The organism is Lysinibacillus canaveralius, from assembly GCF_047301505.1.
GTDB lineage: Bacteria > Bacillota > Bacilli > Bacillales_A > Planococcaceae > Lysinibacillus_B.
Map to the genome: position 1 here is coordinate 3,361,901 of NZ_CP154840.1, position 25,492 is coordinate 3,387,392.

19 protein-coding genes are annotated in these 25,492 nt (G+C 42.0%); 5 read left to right on the top strand and 14 right to left on the bottom strand.

The window, feature by feature from the left end; translation table 11 throughout:
• Positions 1-181: 181 nt before the first annotated feature.
• Genes AA0Y26_RS17130 through AA0Y26_RS17145 form a run of 4 tightly spaced genes read right to left on the bottom strand, consistent with a single transcriptional unit; the run spans position 182 to position 4,373 of the window.
• Positions 182-1,552: an ABC transporter substrate-binding protein gene (locus AA0Y26_RS17130; RefSeq protein ID WP_413363256.1), complete on the bottom strand. Its 1,371-nt coding sequence runs from the start codon at positions 1,550-1,552 to the stop codon at positions 182-184.
• Positions 1,553-1,572: 20 nt separating this feature from the next.
• Complete coding sequence (locus tag AA0Y26_RS17135; protein ID WP_413368274.1) at positions 1,573-2,385, bottom strand: carbohydrate ABC transporter permease; 813 nt, start codon at positions 2,383-2,385, stop codon at positions 1,573-1,575.
• 2 nt (positions 2,386-2,387) lie between these two features.
• A complete protein-coding gene (locus tag AA0Y26_RS17140; RefSeq protein WP_413363257.1) occupies positions 2,388-3,272 on the bottom strand; it encodes a carbohydrate ABC transporter permease in 885 nt (294 codons plus the stop codon).
• Positions 3,273-3,284: 12 nt separating this feature from the next.
• Positions 3,285-4,373: an ABC transporter ATP-binding protein gene (locus tag AA0Y26_RS17145; protein WP_413363258.1), complete on the bottom strand. Its 1,089-nt coding sequence runs from the start codon at positions 4,371-4,373 to the stop codon at positions 3,285-3,287.
• A 187-nt stretch (positions 4,374-4,560) separates the two neighbouring features.
• Between AA0Y26_RS17145 and AA0Y26_RS17150 the strand changes: the two genes are divergently transcribed.
• Complete coding sequence (locus tag AA0Y26_RS17150) at positions 4,561-5,295, top strand: glycerophosphodiester phosphodiesterase (protein WP_413363259.1); 735 nt, start codon at positions 4,561-4,563, stop codon at positions 5,293-5,295.
• A gap of 466 nt (positions 5,296-5,761) precedes the next feature.
• The gene (locus AA0Y26_RS17155; RefSeq protein ID WP_413363260.1) at positions 5,762-6,607 is read left to right on the top strand and encodes an AraC family transcriptional regulator; all 846 of its coding nucleotides are present in this window, start codon (positions 5,762-5,764) and stop codon (positions 6,605-6,607) included.
• 69 nt (positions 6,608-6,676) lie between these two features.
• Here AA0Y26_RS17155 and sufB read toward each other — a convergent pair whose 3' ends face one another.
• The 5 genes from sufB to sufC all read right to left on the bottom strand — a co-directional run bounded on the left by sufB (position 6,677) and on the right by sufC (position 11,998).
• Positions 6,677-8,074: a Fe-S cluster assembly protein SufB gene (sufB, locus tag AA0Y26_RS17160; protein ID WP_413363261.1), complete on the bottom strand. Its 1,398-nt coding sequence runs from the start codon at positions 8,072-8,074 to the stop codon at positions 6,677-6,679.
• Positions 8,075-8,233: 159 nt separating this feature from the next.
• Positions 8,234-8,677 (bottom strand): Fe-S cluster assembly sulfur transfer protein SufU, encoded by a 444-nt coding sequence (gene sufU / locus AA0Y26_RS17165; protein WP_413363262.1) that lies wholly within the window; start codon positions 8,675-8,677, stop codon positions 8,234-8,236.
• The gene (locus AA0Y26_RS17170; RefSeq protein WP_413368276.1) at positions 8,667-9,896 is read right to left on the bottom strand and encodes a cysteine desulfurase; all 1,230 of its coding nucleotides are present in this window, start codon (positions 9,894-9,896) and stop codon (positions 8,667-8,669) included. The genes sufU and AA0Y26_RS17170 overlap by 11 nt, the downstream gene beginning before the upstream one ends.
• A complete protein-coding gene (gene sufD, locus AA0Y26_RS17175) occupies positions 9,893-11,200 on the bottom strand; it encodes a Fe-S cluster assembly protein SufD (protein ID WP_413363263.1) in 1,308 nt (435 codons plus the stop codon). The genes AA0Y26_RS17170 and sufD overlap by 4 nt, the downstream gene beginning before the upstream one ends.
• Positions 11,201-11,218: 18 nt before the next feature.
• Complete coding sequence (gene sufC, locus AA0Y26_RS17180; protein WP_413363264.1) at positions 11,219-11,998, bottom strand: Fe-S cluster assembly ATPase SufC; 780 nt, start codon at positions 11,996-11,998, stop codon at positions 11,219-11,221.
• A 520-nt stretch (positions 11,999-12,518) separates the two neighbouring features.
• Here sufC and AA0Y26_RS17185 point away from each other — a divergent pair.
• Together AA0Y26_RS17185 and AA0Y26_RS17190 are read left to right on the top strand one after the other, a co-directional pair.
• Positions 12,519-13,241 carry a response regulator transcription factor gene (locus AA0Y26_RS17185; RefSeq protein WP_413363265.1) on the top strand — a complete coding sequence of 241 codons (723 nt, stop codon included), beginning with the start codon at positions 12,519-12,521 and terminating at the stop codon, positions 13,239-13,241.
• Positions 13,242-13,332: 91 nt separating this feature from the next.
• Entirely contained in the window at positions 13,333-15,339 is a 2,007-nt protein-coding gene (locus tag AA0Y26_RS17190) for an ATP-binding protein (protein WP_413363266.1), read from the top strand.
• 109 nt (positions 15,340-15,448) lie between these two features.
• Here AA0Y26_RS17190 and AA0Y26_RS17195 read toward each other — a convergent pair whose 3' ends face one another.
• Positions 15,449-16,930, bottom strand: coding sequence for a glutamate synthase subunit beta (locus AA0Y26_RS17195; RefSeq protein WP_413363267.1), 1,482 nt, complete (start codon positions 16,928-16,930; stop codon positions 15,449-15,451).
• 166 nt (positions 16,931-17,096) lie between these two features.
• Positions 17,097-21,614, bottom strand: coding sequence for a glutamate synthase large subunit (gene gltB, locus AA0Y26_RS17200; protein WP_413363268.1), 4,518 nt, complete (start codon positions 21,612-21,614; stop codon positions 17,097-17,099).
• A gap of 118 nt (positions 21,615-21,732) precedes the next feature.
• Between gltB and AA0Y26_RS17205 the strand changes: the two genes are divergently transcribed.
• On the top strand, positions 21,733-22,635 hold the full coding sequence (locus AA0Y26_RS17205; RefSeq protein ID WP_413363269.1) for a LysR family transcriptional regulator: 903 nt from the start codon (positions 21,733-21,735) through the stop codon (positions 22,633-22,635).
• A 177-nt stretch (positions 22,636-22,812) separates the two neighbouring features.
• Here the strand turns inward: AA0Y26_RS17205 and AA0Y26_RS17210 are convergent, their stop codons facing one another.
• The 3 genes from AA0Y26_RS17210 to AA0Y26_RS17220 are packed head-to-tail and all read right to left on the bottom strand — an operon-like array spanning position 22,813 to position 25,424.
• Positions 22,813-23,679 carry a MetQ/NlpA family ABC transporter substrate-binding protein gene (locus AA0Y26_RS17210; protein ID WP_413363270.1) on the bottom strand — a complete coding sequence of 289 codons (867 nt, stop codon included), beginning with the start codon at positions 23,677-23,679 and terminating at the stop codon, positions 22,813-22,815.
• Between the two features lie 58 nt (positions 23,680-23,737).
• Positions 23,738-24,406, bottom strand: a complete 669-nt coding sequence (locus AA0Y26_RS17215) for a methionine ABC transporter permease (protein WP_413363271.1) — start codon at positions 24,404-24,406, stop codon at positions 23,738-23,740.
• Complete coding sequence (locus AA0Y26_RS17220) at positions 24,399-25,424, bottom strand: methionine ABC transporter ATP-binding protein (protein WP_413363272.1); 1,026 nt, start codon at positions 25,422-25,424, stop codon at positions 24,399-24,401. The genes AA0Y26_RS17215 and AA0Y26_RS17220 overlap by 8 nt, the downstream gene beginning before the upstream one ends.
• Positions 25,425-25,492 lie beyond the last annotated feature (68 nt).

Below are 25,492 nucleotides of genomic sequence, written 5' to 3' on the forward strand. Positions count from 1 at the left end.
ATTTGCACTCCCTTTTTTCTTTCCTTCAAGTATACAGGAAAAAACAAACCGTTTCCCTTTTTCGTTAAGATTAAGTAGGTTTTCTAAAACAAGGAAGGCAGGACTAATAAAATTAGCCCTGCCTTCCTTTCATAAACTCGATCTATTTTGTTTCCTTCATTCTACTGCTTATTCAATAAAACTAATTACCGCTCGTTTTGTTCGCAATTTCGATGGCACGATTCGTAGATTCTGCTGCTTTATCGAGCACCGCTTGCGGATCACCGCCCTGATACAGTTCTTCGATCGCTGTCACGATGTGCTCCCTTGATTCCGGGAATACCGAAATAAGCGCTCCTTGTGTCGCTGTAGAAGGCTTTGTATCCTGCAGCTGGTCTACTGTTACCTGGAACTGTGGATATTGTGTCCAGCGCTCTTTTACAATCGCTTCGTCATATGCAGCGGGGTTGATCGCGAAGTACCCTGTTGTCACATGCCATTTTGCCTGGACAGGTGCTGTCTGCAAGTATTTCATGAAATCCCATGCACCAGCTTGTTCCTCTTCGGAAATACCGTTCATCATCCATAAAGAAGCTCCGCCGATAATTACGCCGTTTCGGTCCGCTTCCTCAGAGTGAGGGATATATGCTGCCCCTACTTCAAATGGAGCACTTTCTACAACACCGGAAATACCCGCAGATGAATCAAGATACATCGCTACCTGGCCAGAAACGAAAGCAGTCCGGATATCATCCCATACTGAACCGAAGTTACCTAAAGTACCTGCATCATTCATTTCTTTCAAGAATTCGAATACACGGCGCCCTTCTTCACCATTGAACAGCGCTTCTGTTACTTCTCCTGTACGGCCATTATCCGCATCTACATAAAGACCGCCCTGTGTTGCCAGCATTTCTTCAAAGAACCAGCCGTACAAGAGGATCGAAAAGCCCTTCATATCACCATTCGTCAGCTTTTCAGCCGCCGCTTTGACCTCCTCGAATGTTTCAGGAGGATTTTCAGGATCTAACCCTGCGGCTGCAAATGCGTCTTTATTGTAGAGCATAACAGGAGTAGATGAGTTAAATGGCATTGAATATAATTGATCATCGACAGAATAATAATTTAAGATATTTTCTTCTAATTGACTAATATCATATCCATCTTTATCGATAAATGTCTGTACTGGTTCGATGTATCCGCTTTCAATCATATATTTCGTGCCGACTTCAAATACCTGCATAATAGCTGGAGCATCCGCTGTACCGCCGACACTGCGCAGCTTTGTCAAAGATTCCTCATAGCTGCCTTGGAACAGTGACTCTACTTCATATTTATCCTGTGAAGCATTATAGTCGGCTACAATATCATCAATGGCCTGTTGGTTCGGACCACTCATCGCATGCCAAAACTCTATCTTTACTTTCTCGCCGTTAGCTGGTGCCGTATTTTCTTCCGTTTCTCCTTTTGTTTGATCACTCTCATCAGCAGCCTCTTCACCGTTACATGCACTAATAATGAGCATCAGGACAAACATCAAACTAAATGCAAATAGCTTTTTTAAATTGGACATCTCTTTAAACCCCTTTTTATTTATTTGATTGCTCCCTGCGTTAATCCTTTTTGCAATTGCTTTTGACCTAAAAACAGCAGGATTAAAGTAGGCAAAATAATAATCATGACCCCTGCCATTACTACTCCCCAGTCAGTGGCACTTTCATTTGACTGTAATTGGCGAATCCCGATTTGTACGGTTCTTACCGTATCATTCGTTGTCGTTAGGAGCGGCCACAAATACATATTCCATGTCGTTAAAAAACTGTAGGCACCTAGTGTAATAACACTCGTCTTAGACATCGGTAATACGACCTTCCAGAAAAACTTAAGCTTCCCTACGCCCCCAATTTGGGCCGCTTCATATAGCTCATACGGAATCGTTAAGAAATGCTGGCGCAATAGGAACGTACCGAATGCCGATGCGAAGAAAGGCAGCGTTAATGCCATATACGTATTGGTCCAGCCAAACCCCTGAACGAGCAGGAAGTTCGGAATCATCGTTGCCTCCCATGGAATCATCATTGTTGAAATAAACAGGAAGAAAATAAGGTTGCTGCCCCGGAACGGCAGGAACACAAAGACATAGGCAGCCATAGCACATACTAGCACCTGTCCGGCCATGACAATGGTAGAAACAACAAAACTGTTCAATAAATATCTCAGCAGCGGCAAACGCTCGAAAGCCTGCTCATAGTTCCCAAAGGAGAAGCTGCGCGGCAAAATATTGCCCATAAGCACTTCCTGCGGGGTCATAAATGAAATTAAAAAGGCATAGGCGACAGGAAAAAATACGAGTACTGCGAAAATAGTCAGCAGAATATAGAATAATACTTTTTGAGAAAGTGGCATCTTCATTGGTAATGAACCTTCCTTTCTCCAAACTTAAATTGCAGTATGGTAACAATGAGTACGACAGCGAACAACACAATGGCCTGTGCACTAGCTGTACCAAACTGATAATTAACAAATGCCTCCTTGTAAATCGAATACACAACTAAGTTGGTCGACTGGATGGGCCCTCCTTTTGTCAAAATATCGATTTGGCCAAAGCTCTGGAATGCATTAATTAACGAAATGGTAATGATGAAAAATAATGTAGGAGATAAAAGCGGAATGGTGATTCGGCGCAGTTTTGTAAAATAGCCTGCCCCGTCTATCGTTGCACTTTCATAAAGGCTTTCATCAATATTTTGCAATCCTCCCAGAATGACGAGAAAGTTAAAACCGATATTCATCCAGATGGTCGTTAGAGAAACCGAAAGCAAGGCCCATTCAGGATCCAGCAGCCACTGAACTGCCGGCAGATTGATCGCTTTTAAAATATTATTAAATGCCCCAACCGATGGATGAAATAGGAACAGCCATACAACCGCTGATGCTGCAACAGAAATACCCATCGTCGAAGAAAAAATTGTTCGGTAAAAGCCGATTCCTTTTAACTTCTCATTTGCCAAAATGGCCATGACAAGCGCGATCAATACGCTCACCGGTACGGTATAGATGACAAATAACAAGGTCGCCTTCATACTATTGCGGAATTCATCCGATGAAAAAATATACGTATAGTTTTCTATGCCATTAAAATAGACAGGCAGGCCATTTTGATTCGTTAAAAAGAAGCTTAAATAAATTGTTTTTGCCATCGGATAGAACACAAACATGCCAAAGAGGATAATGGAGGGAAGGAGGTAAAGCAGCCCTACTCTCACGTTTACAGACCGTTTCCACAGCTTCATCTACTCCACCCCTTACCCTTTCATCCCTTTTTGGATGATTTTTTCTGTCTCCGGATCAAACAAGCAAATTTCCTCTTCGTTAATAGAAAATTCAAGTGATTGGCCGATTTTATAATGCCATTGCCCTCCCCATTTACAAATCCATTCTTCTCCGTCCAAATCGAGAGAAATTAACGTTTCGTTCCCTAAAAGTGCGACATTGACAACTGGCGCCTTGTAAACCCGGCCTCCCTCTGCTGGCCGTGTCAGGTGCTCCGGTCGCACTCCCAAAATGACACTTTCCGGCAGTTTCTCTGAAAGCCGCGCTTCAATGGGAATGGTAATCATGGAACTGAGCTGAATGGTATGTGCGGCTGCTTGTACATTTGCTTTTTTCAGATTCATCGGGGGTGAGCCAATAAATGTAGCCACAAAGGTATTTTCCGGAAAATTGTAAATATCCATCGGGCTGCCGATTTGCTGGGCAACTCCTTTATCCAAAATCATCATCCTGTCTCCCATGGTCATTGCCTCTACCTGGTCATGGGTAACATAAATCATTGTAAAGCCCAGCTTTTTCTGCAAACGCCGAAGCTCAGATCGCATATGGGCACGCAGTTTCGCATCAAGGTTCGAAAGAGGCTCATCCATCAAACAAATTGGCTGCTCATTTACAATGGCTCTTGCCAGGGCAACACGCTGGCGCTGCCCTCCCGACAGCTGACGCGGCTTCCTGCTTAGATAATCACTTAAGCCAAGCATGCCCGCTACTTCTTCTATCTTCTCCTTGCGAACTTGTTTTCCAAGCTTCTTCACTTGGAGACCAAAGCCGATGTTTTCCGCTACTGTCATATGTGGATACAAAGCATAATTTTGAAACACCATCGTAATTCCGCGCTTGCTCGGATGAATGTCATTGACGACCTCTTCTCCGAAAATCAAGTTTCCTGCTGTAATTTCCTCCAGACCAGCAATGACCCGAAGCATTGTACTCTTTCCGCATCCAGATGGACCTACTAGGACAAAAAACTCTCCCGGCTCTACTTCTACATTGATGTCACGGAGCACTTCCGTCTGTTTATCATAAGATTTTTTTACATTTTCTAGCTTAACTCTTTCCATGCACCTTCTTCTCCCCCTTCTCGACGGGCTAACGCTCCTTATAAGGACATTATAAAAGGCTGATATCAAGGAACCGTTAACTCCGTATGAATTTTCTGTAAATTGGTTGTGTCGGTCTTTGAATCACTATATTCTAAATAACGAAGAAGTTTTACTATTTTTCAAAGGAAAGTAGGGACAAACAAAAATGAAGCTATTTGCACATAGGGGATTTAGTGGGAAGTTTCCGGAAAATACACCGCTCGCTTTCCATAAGGCAGCGGAGCTGGACGTATTTGGCGTAGAGTTTGATGTCCATCTGACAGCAGATCGGCAGCTGGTAGTTATTCATGACGAAACAATTGATCGTACGTCAAATGGTTCTGGTTTTGTAAAGGATATGACACTAGACGAGCTGCGGCAATATGATTACGGGCGTTGGTTTGGAGAACAATTTGCGGATGAAATAATTCCTACACTTGGAGAAGTCTTTGCTATTTTCAAGGAGACAGAACATCTCCTGAATATTGAGATCAAGTCCGATATTTTTGAATACGAAGGAATAGAAAACCTCATTTCCGAGGAAATTAATGCTGTTGGTTTGCAGGAACGTATCATTGTGTCTTCCTTTAATCATGAAAGTATCCAGCGATTTCATCAATTGCAGCCTACGATTCAAACTGGCGTGCTATTTGGCTCTCTTATTGTTCAGCTTGAATCGTATGTAAAATCCCTGCCTGGTGATGCCCTGCATATTCCTTACTACCATACTTTTCGTGAAATTATACAAGAAGCTATCAGCAATGGCGTCATCGTCCGTACTTTTACGGTAAACGATGAGACGATTGCAAGACAGCTGCAAACGGCTGGTGTGGATGCTATTTTCACGGATGTGCCTGATATAATGCTCGCTGCACTAGGTAAAAATCATACTAACCATTAAAGTTTGCTATTAGCAGGCTATTTACAGTTTCCCAAACCAAATGTTTTTCCGCTGTCGCTGTATTTCAGAATGAAAGCTAATCATTCAGTTAAAGTACTTCGTTTTGCTCTTCCTATATTCTTATAGGAAGAGTAAGCGGGGACATTTCCTAATAGCCCCCCTCTCCTTATTAGAAATAACATATATTATGTCTTACTTTTCCCTCTGAATTACCTCCTTATTTTTCCAAAATCAATAACCATTACTTAAAATACCTTTACAAATACTTCTTATAGAGGATGAATTCGACCAGCCTTCTATTATAACTCAATATATACATTTATATGATTTTTTTCTAATATATAACTAATCTGCATAGATAGGTGGGATGACGATTCTAAAGTGGGACATACGACTTTTTTAGGCAGTAGATGTCGGGAAAAATGGCTTTCACTTATTTATTATTTTCTTGAGGGAGATAAATTTTATGGAATGGCTGGAACGAATGAACAACGTACTGGATTATATTGAACGAAATATCGACGGAGATATAAGCTATAAGGATATTGCCAAGATTGCTCATACATCGGAGTATCATTTCTCTCGTATGTTCTCTTCTCTTGCTGGTATATCGCTTTCTGAATATATAAGAAGAAGACGCCTAACTCTTGCGGCATTTGAAATTCAAAAAAGCAATGTGCTGATAATAGATATCGCAGCAAAATATGGATATGAATCTGTAGATTCATTTACACGTGCTTTCAAAAAGACACACGGTCTAACTCCTTCTTCCGCCAGAAAACATGGAGTAGAATTAAAAGCCTTTCCTAAAATCTCTTTTCAAATTTCCATAAAAGGAGACACAGAAATGGATTACAGAATAGAAAACATTGATTTTGAGCTGCGAATCATTGGAAGAAGCAAGCCTGTCAAAACAGCTAGAGCTTTTAAGACAATTCCTACATTGTGGAACAGCGCCAAGAAAGATGGCTTTATGCAGGAGCTGATCGATATGTCATGGGAAAACCCAAAATGTTCACTTGAAGGGCTTCTAGGGATTTGCGGGAAGGAAGCATCCATCACAGATGATGAGTTTGCTTATTTTATGGGAGTAAGATATGATAACGAGCCGCCAAGCGATATGGAGATTCTCACGATTCCTCCAAATACATGGGTGGTTTTCCCGAATATTGTAGAGGCATGGAAGAGATTATATACAGAGTGGGTTCCAACCTCAGGATACGAGTTAGCTAATTTACCTTGTATCGAATGCTATTACGGACCAAAGCATAAGCCAAAACATGAATTGTGGGTTCCTATTATTTCTAGATAAAGCATAAGAGATATATTAAATAACAAAATTCAAAAAAAAACGAGTGCAATGAGCACTCGATTTTTTTGATTATCCGATAGAACCTTCCATCTCGAACTTGATCAGACGGTTCATCTCTACTGCGTATTCCATTGGAAGCTCTTTTGTAAATGGCTCGATGAAGCCCATTACGATCATTTCTGTCGCTTCTTCTTCTGAAATACCACGAGACATCAGGTAGAACAATTGCTCTTCAGATACTTTTGAAACTTTTGCTTCGTGCTCTAAAGATACATTGTCATTTAAGATTTCGTTGTATGGAATTGTGTCTGAAGTAGACTCGTTATCCATGATTAATGTATCACACTCGATGTTAGCACGTGCACCAGTAGCACGAGGACCGAAGCGAACGATACCACGGTATGTTACTTTACCGCCTTGTTTTGAAATCGATTTTGATACGATTGTTGAAGATGTGTTTGGTGCTAAGTGAATCATTTTCGCACCAGCATCTTGGTGCTGACCGCGGCCAGCTAATGCGATAGATAATGTCATACCACGAGCGCCTTCACCTTTAAGGATACAAGCTGGATATTTCATCGTTAATTTTGAACCGATGTTTCCATCGATCCATTCCATCGTACCATTTGCTTCAACAACTGTACGTTTTGTTACTAGGTTGTAAACGTTATTCGCCCAGTTTTGGATCGTTGTATAACGGCAGTAAGCATCCTTCTTAACGATGATTTCTACTACTGCTGAGTGTAATGAATTTGTTGTATAAACAGGAGCTGTACATCCTTCTACGTAGTGTACGTGTGCACCCTCATCAACGATGATCAATGTACGCTCGAATTGACCCATGTTTTCAGAGTTGATACGGAAGTAAGCTTGTAATGGTGTTTCTACTTTCACACCTGGTGGTACATAGATAAATGAACCACCTGACCATACTGCGGAGTTAAGGGCAGAAAATTTGTTGTCTGCTGCTGGAATAACTGTACCCCAGTATTGTTTGAAGATGTCTTCGTTTTCACGAAGCGCTGAGTCTGTATCTTTAAATACAATCCCCATATCTTCAAGGTCTTGTTTCATGTTGTGGTAAACTACTTCAGATTCGTACTGAGCAGATACACCTGCCAAGTATTTTTGTTCTGCTTCTGGGATACCTAATTTATCAAATGTACGTTTGATTTCTTCAGGTACTTCATCCCATGATTTTTGTGTAGCTTCAGACGGTTTTACGTAGTACGTAATTTCGTCGAAGTTTAATGCAGAAAGGTCGCCGCCCCATTGTGGCATTGGTTTTGAATAGAAGATTTCTAGAGCGTTCAAGCGGTATTCTAACATCCACTCCGGCTCTTCTTTCATTTTTGAAATTTCTCGAACGATTTCTTCAGTCAATCCACGTTTTGAACGGAAAATTGATACGTCCTTATCATGGAAGCCATATTTGTAATCGCCGATATCAGGCATCTTTTTCGCCATGTTGTCTCCTCCGTTCGTTTATAGAAAAGTTGCTAAAGCGCTCGATCACCTGCGCTAAATGCGAGTCTGAGATGCAGCTATCTTCGATCACACAGCTGCCCATCTCACTTCCCGGGCAAACCAGCGCTTTAGCCTGACAGTTTGTTACTATCGTGATAACTACTCGTTACCCTTTTTAACGCCTTGTTCCATTGCTTTCCAAGCAAGCGTTGCACACTTAATACGTGCTGGGAATTTCGCGACACCTTGTAGTGCCTCTACATCTCCCAAATCATATTTATCTACGTCAAACTCTTCACCTAGCATCATTTTCGAGAAAATTTCCGCCAGTTCAAGTGCTTCTTCTTTCTTTCTGCCCTTGATAATCTGTGTCATCATAGAGGCGGAAGACATGGAAATGGAGCAGCCTTCGCCATCGAATTTTGCGTCCCGTACAATCCCGTCTTCTACTTTTAGTGTCAAATGTATACGGTCACCGCAAGTTGGGTTGTTCATATCAATTGTAACACTTTCATCTTCCAAAGACCCTTTGTTACGCGGGTTTTTATAGTGATCCATAATAACTGAGCGATACAGCTGGTCAAGGTTATTGTTAAAAGACATCGTTAAAATACTCCTTCGCCGAACGCAATCCTGCAACAAGTGCATCAACATCTGCTTCATCATTGTACATATAGAAGCTTGCACGAGCTGTTGCTGTTACTTGAAGCCATTTCATCAGCGGTTGGGCACAGTGATGCCCAGCACGTACAGCGATACCATTCATATCTAATACTGTTGCTACATCATGTGGATGTACATCATCAAGATTGAATGTTACCAAGCCACAGCGCTTGTTCGCATCACGCGGTCCATAAATTGACAGGCCATCAATTGTTTCCATTTGATCCATCGCATATGCTGCTAGCTTATGCTCATATGCTTCAATTTTCTCAAGGCCGATTTCTTCTAGGAAATCGATGGCTGCACCAAGTCCAATTGCACTCGCAATGATTGGTGTACCTCCTTCAAATTTCCACGGAAGCTCTTTCCATGTCGAGTCATGAAGGCCTACAAAGTCAATCATTTCTCCGCCAAATTCAACCGGCTCCATGTTTTCAAGGATTGCTTGTTTTCCATATAATACCCCGATACCTGTAGGACCACACATTTTATGGCCTGAGAAGGCTAAAAAGTCGCAATCGATGTCCTGAACATCAACTTTCATATGGGGAACAGCCTGTGCCCCATCAACGACCATGATCGCTCCATTTTCATGGGCAATTTTAGCAATCTCTTTTATTGGATTTATTGTACCAAGGACATTTGAAACCATCATAACAGATACGATTTTTGTTTTCGGCGTAATTGTCTTACGAACCGTATCAAGTGAAATCGTACCGTCTGCCTCTAAATCCAAGTACTTTAACACAGCGCCTTTTTCTTTTGCAACCTGCTGCCAAGGGATAATGTTTGAATGATGCTCCATATAGGAAATCACAATCTCATCACCTTCCTGGAGCGTTTGACGAGCATACCCTCCAGCAACCGTGTTTAGAGAAGTCGTTGTACCACGAGTAAAAATGACTTCTTTCGTCGAATTTGCATTGATGAATTTGCGCACTTTTTCACGTGACCCTTCATACAGGTCCGTAGCACGGTTTCCTAATGTATGAACACCTCGGTGGACGTTTGAATTGTCAAGTTCATAGTACTTTCTCATCGCTTCGATTACTTGAATTGGTTTTTGAGACGTTGCTGCACTATCAAGGTAAACAAGTGGATGCCCGTTTACTTCTTGATTCAAAATTGGAAAATAGCGTTTAATTTCTTGATTCATTATCGCACTTTCCTTTCGATAACCTCCGTCAGCTGCTTTTTAACGCCCTCAATCGGCAAGTTAGTAACAACTGGCGCAAGGAATCCGTGAATTACAAGGCGCTCTGCTTCTGCTTTCGAAATTCCGCGGCTCATCAAATAGTACAGTTGAGTCGGGTCAACACGTCCAACAGATGCTGCGTGTCCTGCTGTTACATCGTCTTCATCAATTAAAAGGATTGGGTTAGCATCGCCACGTGCTTTTTCAGAAAGCATCAATACGCGTGATTCTTGCTCAGCGTTTGCCTTTGTTGCACCATGTTCGATTTTACCAATACCATTGAAAATAGATTGTGCTGCTTCTTTCATTACACCATGAGTCAGGATCTGCCCATCAGAGTTTTTACCCCAGTGGCGAACTTCTGTAGTGAAGTTTTGCTTTTGCGTGCCGCGGCCAACTACCACTGTTTTTGTATCAGCAGCAGAACCGTCACCTACTAGGTGTGTAATGTTTTCAGCAATTGTATCTGAATCGTTCATTAGGCCAAGAGCCCAGTCAATTTTTGCATCGCGTGTTAGATGTGCACGGCGGTTAACATACGTAGTATAACCCTTTGCCAATACATCTACAGCACCAAAAGTAACTTGTGCATTATCTTTTACAATTACTTCCGCGATAATGTTTGCTTGACCTTTCGCTTCTTCTACAGTCGAAACATACGTTTCTACGTATGTAACAGCCGAAGATTCTTCAGCTACCACTAAAACGTGATTGAATAATGAAGCTTCTTCGTTGTCGTTTAGGAACACAACTTGAAGCGGCTCATCAATAATTACGTTGCGCGGTACATAAACGAATACCCCGCCGTTGACTAATGCTGCATGGTAAGCAGCCAGCTTGTGCTCATCCACTTTGACAGCAGTTGTCATGAAGTATTTCTCTACTAATTCAGCATGGTCACGGATTGCTGTTTCAATGTCCGTGAAAATCACACCTTTTGATGTCAGCTCTTCTGATACTTTAATGAAAGCCGGTGTGTTATTGCGTTGGATATAAAGATTTTCCTGACCTTCAATGTCGATTATTGCCTTCACTTCTTCAGGAAGCTCTTCTAAAGATGCGAACTTTGCTGAGTCCACCGTGTGAACAGGGAATTCTGTAAAGTTCCATTTTGTAATGTTCGTTTTATCTGGTTTTGGTAGCGCTAGTTCAGCTGCCTTTTCAAGAGCTGCAACGCGGAAATCAGCAAATGCTGCCGGTTCGTTGTTGTTTTGCGAGAACGAACGTACTTCTTGTGCTGATAACGCCAATTTAGTTTCAACCGTCATCTCTTTCGTCCTCCTTAATTATGCTTCTTGACCAACTGTTTCGTCTTCAATACCTAATTCTTTTTTAATCCACTCATAGCCTTCAGCTTCTAAGCGTTGAGCTAATTCAGAACCGCCTGATTTTACGACACGGCCTTGCATCATAACGTGTACGTGATCTGGTGTGATGTAGTTTAATAGACGTTGATAGTGCGTGATCATCAAGCAGCCGAAGCCTTCGCCGCGCATTTCATTGATACCTTTTGAAACGATTTTCAATGCATCGATATCTAGACCTGAATCGATTTCGTCAAGAATAGCGAAAGTAGGCTTGATCATCATTAATTGAAGAATTTCGTTACGCTTTTTCTCACCGCCAGAGAAGCCTTCGTTTAAGTAACGTTGACCCATTTCTTCCGGCATTTCTAAAAAGTCCATTGTTTTATCTAATTCACGGATGAATTTCATTAAGGAAATTTCATCACCTTCTTCACGGCGTGCATTGATTGCAGAACGCAGGAAGTCTGCATTTGTAACACCAGAGATTTCTGAAGGATATTGCATCGCTAGGAATAGACCAGCTTGCGCACGCTCATCTACTTCCATTTCTAATACGTTCTCGCCATCAAGTAATACTTCACCTTGTGTTACTTCGTATTTAGGGTGACCCATGATTGCAGATGCTAATGTAGATTTACCAGTACCGTTTGGACCCATGATCGCATGTACTTCGTTTGTGTTAATAGTTAGGTTTACACCTTTTAAAATCTCTTTGCCGTCAATTTCAACGTGAAGATTTTTGATTTCTAAAGTTGCCATAAGTTACCCTCCATATGTTCAATTGAATGGATATTCCATTACTTATTTTCATCATAAACCATCTTAACTGAAATAGAATCGAGTTGCAAATAGTTTAGAATGATTTTAATTAAATACCCTTTAAATTTTCTTTGAAAACGATATCATAATGAGATTTCATATAATAATAGGGAAATCATCTTTCATTTTTGTTTTTTCAATAAGAAAGCAATAAATGAGAATCAATATCAGTTTGCATTCCTATATAATATAGTGATTCTCTATGATAAGTACAGTCCTTGCCTCTTTCAAACTTCCCTCATTATTTCTCTCTTCATTACAAGTTAAACCTCCCATCACTTCCCTTTATTTTCTCCTGCTAAATACAGCTCTTATTATTATCAAAAAAATAGAGAATTTTAAGTGATTTCTTTTAAACCAGCTCTTACATTGATGTTAATTTTAAGTATAATAAACGTGTAACATTTCCAAATTTCGGTTTATATATAAAACTAAATATTCACAGAGGGCAGGGTAAGAAATGCAAAATAAAATATTAATCATAGAAGATGATTTATCCATATGCGAATTACTTGAGCTGTTTTTAACAAGTCACGGCTTTACTCCTTTTTTTGCCCAAAACGGATATGAAGGTCTCCTTCTATTTGAAAAAGAGAATCCGAATCTTGTTTTACTAGATATAATGATACCGGGTATTGACGGGATCCAGACATGTAAAGAAATACGGAAAATTTCGAATGTGCCGATCATTTTCATCAGTTGCAAAAAAGGTTCTTTCGATATCATAGAGGGGCTGGAGGCTGGAGGAGATGATTATATAACAAAACCATTTATTATGGAGGAACTACTGGCAAGAATTCGTTCTAACCTTCGCCGTGCGCCCATTTACCATCAGGCAATTCTGCAGGCTGCCTTTACTCCTTTCACTACGCCAGTTCTTACCTTCGATGAATTGAAGATCGAGGAGAATACACAAAAGGTTTTCATTGAGAATGAGGAAATACCTTTGTCTTCGAAGGAGTATCGGCTGCTTTTATTTTTAGCTCAGCATCCTAATAAAATCTGGAGTTCTTCAGAGCTGTATAGCGGCGTGTGGGGAAATGATAGCATGGGTGATACACGGACAGTTAATGTCCACATTAGCAATATCAGAAAAAAAATAGAAAAGGATGTCTCGAACCCGCAATATATTTTAACAATTCGGGGCGGCGGTTTTATGTTTAATGGACATGGTGAAGCATAATTCGATATGCCTTTTATTCCTTTTTTTCTTTTTAATGCTCTGGCCTTCCTCAAGTTATACTCAAGCCGCCTCTCCAGCAGAAAAGGGAGAAGTGGATTTAAAAGAGTGGATCCCCTCTCCTTCAGCAGATAGCATATCACTGGAGGGGAATTGGTCCTTTTATTGGAATGCTCTGCTGACACCTGAGCAAATCCCCAATCACTTGGAAGAGCCGGCTTACGTGAAGGTCCCTTCGGAATGGTCGAGACTCTCTGAAGGCACTGGCAGTTACCCAAATGAAGGATTTGCTACCTATCGCTTACTCATTCATTTAAATGAGCAAGCAATTGATCAGCCATTGGCACTCCAAATCCCTGCCAGCAACTCAGCTTATAAAGTATGGGTAAATGGCCAGCCTCGTGCTGAGTCCGGCATCGTTGGGACAAGCGCTCTCTCGGAAAAACCATGGACAATGTCTCAAATGATTACGATCACTCCGTCAAGTGCTACTCTAGAGCTTGTTGTTCAAGTCTCTAATTTTCACCAGCGGCGTAATGGAATATGGGATTCTTTTGTTATCGGCCATTCAGACGTAATCATGAAAGAAAACGCTCATGCTGTTACATCAGAGCTGATTATTCTCGGCAGCTTGCTTATAATGAGTACGTTTTACTTTTTCACCTATTTTTTCCGCCGCACTGACATTATGGCATTTTACTTTAGCGGTATGTGCCTAATGTTCAGCATTCGCCTCGCCGTTACAGATGGGTATATCCTGCGCTATTATATCCCGGATCATCTGTTTTTTACGGTTTACAAATTGGAATACTTATCGATCAGCATATGTATATTACTGCTCATTTACTATATTTCTCATATATTCCCGAATGAGAAGCAGCCTGTTATTACAAAAGTTTTAGTTTATCTGGGGATGGGCTATTCTTTCTTTCTATTAGCTACACCGCCTGATATATTTACCTATACAATTTATTTTCAGTTTACTTATGTGTTTCTTGCGATTTCTTATCATATTTTTTATGTTTATCCGCTTGCTATTTATCGCAAGCGGCAGTGGGCATGGGCGAATTTTATCGGCTCTCTTATTGTAGTATTAGTAATTATGAATGACTGGTTCTATTATATAGGCGGCTCTTCTGCCACGTTGCTGTACTATTTTGGCGTATTTTTATTTTTCCTTGTTCAAATCATTACAATGGCCAATCAAATGGCAGATGCTTATAAACGTCTAGAAGTTGTTTCTGATGAACTTATTCATTTAAATGGTAACCTGGAGCATATTGTTAGCGAAAGAACACGGGCTCTTTATGAGCTTAATGAGGAACTGGCTGCATCCAACCAGAAACTGAAAAAGGTAGAAATATCCCGCCGTAAGCTTTTGTCCAACATTTCTCATGACCTTGGAACCCCAATGCAGACCGCTCTCGGTTTTGTAGAGATGCTGAAAAATGGGCTGATTCAGGAGAACAAGGAAAAATATTTAAATCTTGTAATGAATAAGCTTCTATTTATGAAAAAGCTCACGGATGATTTATTTGAGCTGGCTAAACTGGAGGAGAACCAAATAACATATCACTTTGTAGAAGAAAATGCAGCGCTTTACTTAAAAAGCATTAAACAGCAGTTTATCCATGACTTTACAATAAATAATTTATCATTTATCGTCGATTCATTTCCTGCCCTGCCATCTTCTGAACAAGCATATATAACGATTGACGTTTTCCGGATGAACCAAGTAATCCAAAATCTTCTTCAAAATGCGATGAAATTTACACCTGAAGGAGGAACAATCCAGATAAATACTGAACTGCAGCGTAATGTAAATAAAATCATTTTCCATATTTCAGATTCCGGTATTGGGATGAACAAAGAGGAGATAACTATGGCCTTCAACAGGCTTTATAAAGCCGATGAAGCGCGGACAGATACAGGCAGTGGCATGGGACTGGGCCTATCGATTGCCAAGGAAATTATAGCAGCACATCAAGGAGAAATTACAGCCTTCAGTGAAAAAGGCAAAGGAAGCACTTTTTCCATTATCTTACCTGTCCAGCTCAAAGTGGAAAAAGTTCTTCATCCTAAAGAACAATCCTTTTTATAGTCAGCCGAGTTTTTCTCTCTATAATTGTAGCGTAACAGCTGGCTTTTTCTATAAAGTTAAAAGAACCCGGCGGTATAGAAAATCTTATACCGCTGGGTTCTTCTTTTATTTAAGCCAATACTTGTGATTCCTGCAAATAATAATGTGCGCTTGCTGCTACACTGCGCCCTTCCTTAATAGCCCATACGACAAGACTTTGACCTCGGCGTGCATCTCCTGCTGCAAAAACACCCGGAATATTCGTCTCAAAGTCTTTTACGGAAGCACGGATTCGGTTATTCACGACTTCTACCCCGAACTGCTCAGGCAGCGACTTCTCCACACCTTCAAACCCAATTGCAACAAAGACATGCTGAGCTGGCCAGACACGTTCTGTTCCCGGAAGTTCCTTAAAATAATGGAAGCCGTCATCCCCTAGAATTTTCTCCATTTGGATCGTATGAAGTTCTTTTACATGCCCGTTCGCATCCTTCACAATTTTTTGTGTTTGGATGCAGTATTCACGAGGATCGTACCCTTTCACATCATTTACTTCAGCATAGGCATAATCCAATGTAAAGACATTCGGATCTTTTGGCCAAGGATTATCCTGCGTGCGATTAATCGGCAAGGCTGGATGTTTGCCAAATTGATAGACGGATTTACAGTTTTGCCGAATAGCTGTTGCTACGCAGTCAGCTCCTGTATCACCACCGCCGATGACAATGACATCTTTGCCTTCCACATTTAATGCTTTACCGTCCTCAAAATTTGAATCGAGAAGACTCTTTGTCACATCTGTTAAGTAGTCCATCGCAAGGTGAATCCCTTCAGCGTCAGAGCCATCCATATGAAGCAGGCGCTGTTTTTGCGCCCCTAGGCATAGGATAACCGCATCATATTGAGAACGAAGCTCCTCTGTAGAGATATCAGTCCCTACGTTAACCCCGCATTTAAATTCAATCCCTTCTAATGCAAGCAGGTTCACACGGCGTTCGATCACTTCTTTTTCAAGCTTCATATTAGGAATGCCGTACATTAATAGCCCGCCTGGACGATCTGCACGCTCAAATACTGTCACTTTATGTCCGAGCTGATTTAATTCATCAGCTGCAGCCAATCCTGCAGGACCCGATCCAACGACAGCGACCTTTTGCCCTGTTCTATGACGCGGGATGCGTGGAACAACCCAGCCGTTTTCAAATCCTTTATCGATGATCGTACGTTCAATTGATTTGATTGCTACAGCAGGATCTGTAATCGCTAATGTACAAGAGCCTTCACACGGGGCCGGACAGACGCGCCCTGTAAATTCCGGGAAGTTATTTGTCATATGCAGACGATCTAAGGCTTCCTTCCATTGTCCCTTATATACTAAATCATTCCATTCAGGAATAACGTTGTTAATTGGGCACCCGGCCGCTGTCCCACGAATTTCTATCCCCATATGACAGAAAGGTGTACCGCAGTCCATACAGCGTGCTCCTTGTGTTTGTAATGATTCATCCGATAATCTAGACGCATATTCCTTCCAGTTAGAAACGCGTTCTAGAGTTGGCTGCTCTTCCGTCTTTTCTCGTTTGTATTCCATAAATCCAGTCGGTTTTCCCATCTAGACCCCTCCTCTTACTAAGAACACCTTTGTACCTTGGCTGCCTGTATAAAGCAATTCACCAAAGGCTGCATGTAATTCTCACACAACCCTTTGGCGACGCCTTATAAAGCAGCATCCAGCACAATACCTTGGCTTTCATGAGAGCAAAACCTTACTATTTTGCTTATTTCGAAATGGCAAACTCCTTGCTGCCTGTTGTTTCTACAAATGCTTGCATAGCAGCATTTTCATCCGTTAAACCTTGCAGCTTGTGGAAATTGATTTTTTCTACCATTGCCTGGTAATCCGTTGGCACAACCTTTACGAACTTCGGTACCATTTCCTCCCACTTCGCCAATACATTAAGTGCTGCGGTACTGTCTGTCTGCTCCAGATGTTGAATAATCATATTGCGGACTGCTTCGATTTCACCTTTCTCTTCTAGCTTCGCAAATTCAATCATCTCAAGATTGCACTGTGCTTTAAAGGCGGCTGCGTTAGTTGGTAAGACATATGCAACGCCGCCCGACATACCGGCCCCAAAATTTTGACCAACATCTCCTAAGACAACAATACGTCCTCCTGTCATGTACTCACATCCATGGTCCCCAATTCCTTCGACCACGATATTAGCACCTGAATTACGTACAGCGAATCGGTGTCCTGCACGTCCATTAATAAATGCCTGGCCGCTTGTTGCACCATAGAGACATACGTTTCCGGCAATAACATTCTTCTCATAATCACCCTTGATCGGCGATACAGCTATCACCTTACCGCCGGATAATCCTTTGCCGAAATAGTCGTTCGCATCGCCCGTTACTTTCATCGTCATACCGCGTGGAATGAATGCACCAAAGCTCTGTCCCGCGTGTCCAGTGAATGTTAGATTAATCGTGTTGTCCGTTAATCCTTGTTCGCCGTATTTACGGGAAATCTCGCTGCCGATAATTGTTCCCATTACGCGATCTGTATTTTTAATCGGGAATGATAGGTCCACTTTTTTCTTCTCTTCAATCGCTTTTTCTACTTTCGGCAATAGATGCACCATATCAAAGCTTTCTGCAATTCCATGATTTTGCTCGCGCTGTTTGGTACGCGTGCCCTGGACTTGGTGAAGAAGAGCTGTCAAATCCAGCTGGTTTGCTTTCCAATGCTGCTTTGTACGTTCAGAAATCATCAGCACATCTGTTCTTCCTACCATTTCCTCAACTGTACGGAAACCAAGAATTGACATATATTCACGCATTTCTTCTGCTACAAAGCGCATATAATTTACTACGTGGTCGGCACTGCCCATGAATTTGGCGCGAAGTTCCGGGTTTTGTGTCGCCACGCCAACTGGACAAGTATCCAAATGACATGCACGCATCATTACACAGCCCAAAACAATTAACGGAGCTGTTGCAAATCCAAATTCCTCTGCTCCTAACAGAGCCGCCATCACCACATCTTTTCCTGTCATTAATTTTCCGTCTGTTTCTAATATTACTCTGTCACGGAGACCATTCAGCATCAATGTTTGATGTGCTTCTGCAAGTCCTAGCTCCCATGGCAGCCCTGTATGCTTGATGGAAGTTTTCGGTGAAGCTCCTGTACCTCCGTCATAGCCCGAAATAACAATTACATCTGCTGCACCTTTTGCCACACCAGCCGCAATCGTTCCTACACCTGCCTTCGCTACAAGTTTGACAGAAATACGGGCATATCGGTTTGCATTTTTCAAATCATGGATTAATTCAGCCATATCCTCAATCGAGTAAATATCATGATGAGGCGGCGGTGAGATTAAACCTACTCCCGGTGTTGAACCGCGGACTTCTGCAACCCACGGATAGACTTTATTGCCCGGTAATTGACCGCCTTCTCCTGGTTTTGCTCCTTGCGCCATTTTAATTTGCAGCTCATCGGCATTTACTAGATAGTGTGATTTCACCCCAAAGCGTCCTGAAGCAATCTGCTTGATGGCACTGCGGCGATAATCCCCATTCGCATCCGGCGTAAAACGGGCTGGATCTTCCCCGCCCTCCCCGGAATTAGAGCGGGCACCTAGACGGTTCATCGCAATTGCTAATGTTTCATGAGCCTCTTTCGATAATGAACCAAAAGACATTGCCCCGGATTTAAAGCGTTTCACAATGGAATCCACAGACTCTACATCTTCTAACGGGATTTTTCGCTCTGCCTTCTTAAAGTCAAATAAGTTCCGTAAAAAACCAATTCTTTCTTCATTCGCCATTTCAGCATACATCCGATATAGGCCATAATCATTTTTGCGGGTTGCCCACTGTAATGTATGGATTGTTTTCGGATTAAAGGCATGGTGTTCACCATCTGCCCGCCATTGGAAATCAGAACCTGACTCCAGCTCAGCGCGCATTGCTTTTACTGCATATTCATAACGTCGTTTTGCCTCTTCTCCGATCGTTTCTATATCAATACCGTCGATTTGAGAAGCTGTGCCTGTAAAGTGCTCCTCGATTACCTCTTTACTAATTCCTACCGCCTCAAATACTTGTGCACCCCGGTATGACTGTACAGTGGAAATCCCCATTTTGGACATAACTTTCACTACACCGTCTGCTGCTCCCTTACGGAATTTTTTCACAGCTGTCTGGTAGTCTACATGCAGGTTTTCCTTTTCAATTGCTTCCTTAATTGTAGCGTAGGCAAGATATGGATTAATTGCATCTACGCCAAAACCAATCAAGGCTGCAAAATGGTGTACTTCACGAGCTTCCGCGCTATTAACGATGAGGCTCACCTTCGTCCGGAGACCTTCCCTTACTAAATATTGATGCAGACTGCTTGCTGCAAGCAGTACTGGTACTGTTGGTACAGCCGGATTCTCGATATTGTCACAAAGTACAAGCAACGACTTACCCTCTTCAATTGCAGCTACTGCCTGCTCACGAATGCGAATTAGTTCTTCTTCGATACTGTGTGTGTAGGCAAGTGTGATAACAGAAGACCGGAAATCCTTTTCGTTGTTCTCTAACAAACGTTTATATTCACTATTCGTTAATATAGGTGTCTCCAGCATAATACGTCGTGCGTTTTCTGCACTTGGATGAAGCAAGTTTCCTTCCTTGCCTAGCAATGTCATTGTAGAAGTTACGACATGTTCACGAATCGAGTCGATCGGTGGATTTGTTACTTGCGCGAATAGCTGCTTGAAATAATTGAACAATGACTGTGGTCGATCTGACAGTACCGCAAGCGGCGTATCATTTCCCATGGAACCTAAAGGATCCTTCCCTTCCTTCGCTAACGGGACAATATACTTCTGTACATCTTCAAATGTGTAGCCATAAATCTTTTGACGAAGCGTCAGGTCATTCACGACAATCGGCTCTTCCTTTTCAGCGTCCAGCTTGATCATGTTTTCTTCCAGCCATTTCTGGTAAGGCTCCTGTACTACCATTTCAGATTTCAGATCTTCATCCGAAATGATTTTACCTTGCTCAAGATCGATTAACAGCATGCGTCCCGGGCTTAGGCGGTCTTTCATGACTACCTCTTCCTCCGGTACATCCACTACTCCTGTTTCAGAAGAGAAAATGACATGATCATCCTTTGTTACATACAAACGGCCTGGACGCAAACCATTACGATCAAGAATTGCACCGATTTGCTTACCGTCCGTGAAGCAGATTGCTGTCGGTCCATCCCACGGCTCCATTAGACTCGCATGATATTGATAAAATGCTTTTCGCCCTTTATCGATACGTGGATTTTCCGTCCAAGGCTCCGGAATCAGCATCATCGCGGCATGAGCCGGTGTACGCCCTGCTAATACAAAGAACTCGAATGCATTATCAAGCATTGAAGAGTCAGACCCTGATGGATCAATAATCGGTAAGAGCTTTTGTAAATCATCTCCGAATGCTTCCGATACAAACTGCTGTTCACGGGCACGCATCCAGTTCATATTGCCGCGCAGTGTGTTGATTTCTCCGTTATGGATGATATAGCGGTTTGGGTGCGCACGTTTCCAAGATGGGAATGTATTCGTTGAATAACGAGAATGTACAAGCGCAAATGCCGATACAAAGCTCTCGTCCTGTAAATCCTGATAAAAATCGCTTACCTCTTCAGGCGCCAGCAACCCCTTGAATACCATTGTTTGGCTCGATAAGCTAGGGCAATAAAATTCGTATCCTTGAGCTTCAGCCCAATGTTCAACCTGCTTTCGAATGACATACAGCTTTCGTTCGAAGGCTAATCGGTCACTTGCATTTTTACGAATGAAAACCTGTCGTACAACCGGAGCCGAGGACTTTGCCACCTCACTCAGCTTACTCTTATCCGTTGGTGCCCAGCGCCACCCGATTAATGACTGGCCCTCCGCTGTAATCAATTCGTTCATTTTTGCTTCAATTGCCTTGCGTTCTTCTTCTCGGTCTGTGAAAAATAACTGCCCGACACCATACTCGCCTTTTTCGGGTAAATTGAGTTCCGTACAGTTTAATTTGAAAAATACGTCCGGGATTTGTACCATGATGCCTGCTCCATCACCTGTCTTACCGTCTCCCCCACGTCCTGCACGGTGTTCCAGGCGACATAACATCTCTAACCCGTTCTTTACGATTTCATGTGACGGTCGTCCTTTAAAGTTTGCATACATCCCAATTCCACACGCGTCATGCTCGAACTCCGGTGAATAAAGACCTTGTGCTGCTGGATATTGATGAAAAGCCATGTAAATTCCCCCCAAATCTTTCAATTACGTATTTACATTTTAAAGTTTTCGAAATAATATAAACAATATATAGTTTGGATGGAATTAATCTAATAATTAGATAAATGGGGTGAGAACGTTGGAATTACGCCAATTACGCTATTTTGTAGAGGTAGCAGAACGCGAACATATTTCTGAAGCTGCAGAGCATCTTCACGTAGCACAGTCAGCTATCAGCCGGCAAATTGCCAACCTTGAGGAAGAACTGGGGACACCGCTTTTTGAAAGAATCGGGCGTAATGTAAAGCTGACACCGATTGGTAAGACCTTTTTAGAACACACAATTACCGCGCTTAAGGCAATTGACTTTGCTGCAAAGCAAGTCGAGGAATTTTTGGATCCGGCAAAAGGAACGATAAAAATCGGCTTTCCTACAAGTTTAGCAAGCTATGTATTACCAACTGTTATTTCTGCTTTCAAGAAAGAATATCCCGATGTGTCCTTCCACTTACGCCAAGGGACATACAAATTTTTAATCGATGCGGTGAAAAATCGCGAATTAAACCTGGCATTTTTAGGACCCCTCCCGCCAAAGGATGAATCAATCAATACAACCATACTTTTCAGCGAAAATATACATGCCCTGCTTCCTGCTAATCACCGGCTTGCAAAAAATAAACAGATCAATCTTGTCGATTTACGAAATGAAAACTTCGTACTTTTTCCAGAGGGTTACATTCTCCATAAAGTAGCTGTAGAAGCATGCAGGTCTGCCGGCTTCGTACCAGCAATTACATCTGAGGGGGAAGATATGGATGCGTTGAAGGGACTTGTTGCAGCGGGTATCGGCGTAACACTGCTTCCTGAAAGCTCTCTATACGATTCAACACCCCGCTTTACAGTAAAAATGCCGATTGCCATCCCTGCAATCCGCCGTACTGTAGGGGTTATTTCACCGACAAACCGTGAACTCGCTGCTTCCGAAAAAGTCTTTCTGGACTTCGTCACAAACTTCTTCTCACGTCTATCACAATTCCAATAAAAATAAGCCGTTTCCGTTGCTGGGGACGGCTTGTTTTCATGTGAGGCATCACCGGGATATCAGCAGCTTCTATACAAATATCGGCGATTCTCTCTCATTATGTCGATTTCCCGGGGAATATCTCAGAATTCCCCGCAAAAAAATCCCAAGAACGACTTGTTCTTGGGATTATCTTATTTATTTTGTTACAGGTACGACAGAGCCGCCCCACTCTTCAAGAATGAACTCTTGGATTTTTTCGGAATGTAAAGCTTCTACTAATGCTTTGATCTTTTCGCTGTCCTCATCACCTGCACGTACTGCAATAATGTTTACATATGGTGATTCAGAACTTTCAATCGCAATAGAGTCTTCCAATGGATTTAAGCCGTTGTCGATTGCATAGTTTGAGTTGATTAATACTGCATCGCCTTCTTCATTTTCATACATTTGATATAGCAGTGATGCTTCTGTATTGGCATCAAATTCAAAGTTCTTTGGATTTTCCACGATATCCGAAGTTTCAGCCTTCGTTTTATCGATGCCTTCCTTCAGTTTAATCAAACCTTCTTGCTCAAGCAGCGATAACATACGGCCATGGTCTGCTACAGAGTTCGATAACAGAATCGTAGCTCCTTCAGGAAGTTCTGAAAGCGAGTTATATTTTTTAGAGTAGACACCGATCGGCTCAATATGGATGCCGCCTGCGTTTGCGAAGTCATAACCGAACTCTTCAATTTGAGCTTCGAAATAAGGAATGTGCTGGAAATAGTTAGCATCAATTTCTTTGCCCTCAAGGTCTTGGTTTGGCAAGATATAATCTTGATACGTTTCGATTTCTAAATCAATGCCTTGTTCTTCTAAAATCGGCTCCACTTGCTCTAAAATGATTGCATGTGGTGTATTAGAAGCGCCTACTACTAATGTTGAAGATTCTTCTTTATCCGCATTGTCCGTGCTGCCTGTGTTTGTACCCTCATCATCTGAGCCACATGCTGCTAATGCTAATACAGATGCTGATACCAATGTAGATGCTAATACCTTTTTCTTTGTTAAAAATGCCATAATATTAAACCCTGCCTTTTCTTATAAATTTATTTTTATAGGTGCGTGAACGCACTAATTAACGCTTATCAATTTTTGCTGTAATAAAATCACCGATATATTGAATAATGAATACGACAAGTAATATTAAAATGGTCGCCATCAATGTCACATCTGAACGATTTCGCTGGAACCCTTCTAAATATGCCAAGTTCCCTAATCCGCCAGCTCCAATAATGCCGGCCATTGCAGTATAACCGACAAGTGCAACAGCGGTTACGGTAATACCTGATATTAATGCCGGTAAGCTTTCTGGCATTAGTACCTTAAAGATAATAGTCGATGTTTTTGCCCCCATTGAGCGAGCTGCTTCAATAACGCCTTTATCAATTTCACGAAGAGCAATTAACACCATGCGTGCATAAAACGGAGCTGCTCCAATTATGAGCGCCGGTAATGCCGCATTGGCACCACGAATGGAACCTACTAAAAACTTTGTAAATGGAATTAGTAATATGATCAATACGATAAATGGAATCGAACGGAAAATATTCACTAATGATCCTGTTAAGAAATAAACAATTTTATTTGCCCATAATTGATATGGACTTGTTAAAAAAAGCACAATGCCGATTGCCAATCCTAAAATAAATGTAATGATTGTAGAAACAGCAGTCATATACACTGTTTCATATAAAGCTTCTGTCATCTTCTCCCAGTTTACATTCGGAAATAATTGACTAAGCATGCTCAATCACCTCCGTTTGTAATTCATGTTTTGCCAACACGTGAAGTGCCGTTTGTACTTGCTCCTCTGTTCCGTCAATATGCACAATCAATGTCCCGTAAGGACCGCTTGTCGTATAGGAAATAGACCCATGTACAATATTTACATCAACCCCATGCTCCTTAATCAGCTGAGAAATAACAGGTTGTTCTGTAGCTTGTCCCACAAACGTTACTTTTACCAGCTTACCGGAAGGATAATTTTCCAGAATCTGCTCGATTGATTCTCTTGTTTCATTTGTACCTGATACTTGCGATACAAACCTTTTCGTAATAGGTGCCTGCGGGTTCTGGAAGACATCTAATACCTTTCCAGTCTCTACTACCTTCCCAGCTTCCATAACGGCTACACGGTGGCAGATTTTGCGTATAACATGCATTTCGTGTGTAATCAGCACAATTGTCAGCCCTAAACGCTTGTTAATGTCCAGTAATAGCTCCAGGATCGAATCTGTTGTTTCCGGATCGAGAGCGGAAGTTGCTTCATCGCAAAGCAGAACTTCTGGATTGTTGGCAAGCGCCCTTGCAATCCCTACACGCTGCTTTTGCCCGCCTGATAATTGAGAGGGATACGCTTTGCCGCGGCCTGTCAAACCAACGAGGTCAATAAGCTCAGCCACACGCTTTGCACGCTCCTGCTTTGGTACCCCTGCAATCTCCAATGGAAATGCGATATTCTCTTCCACTGTACGGGACCATAGAAGATTGAAGTGCTGGAAGATCATACTGATTTTCTGACGTGCTGCACGAAGCTTTCCACCAGAAATTGCCGAGATTTCCTCTTGGTTTACTATGACGGAGCCCGTCGTCGGCTTTTCTAAACCATTCAACAGGCGGATCATCGTACTTTTACCCGCACCGCTATAGCCGATAATGCCGTATATTTCTCCTTTTTCAATCGATAGGTTTACATTATCAACGGCTGTCAATTCACCGTTTTTCGTTTTGTAAACTTTTGTTATATTACGTAACTCAATCATATTTGGCTCCTTCTACATAAAAAAACCTTTCCGCCGTGATAAGCAGAAAGGTTTTCGTACATTTTATA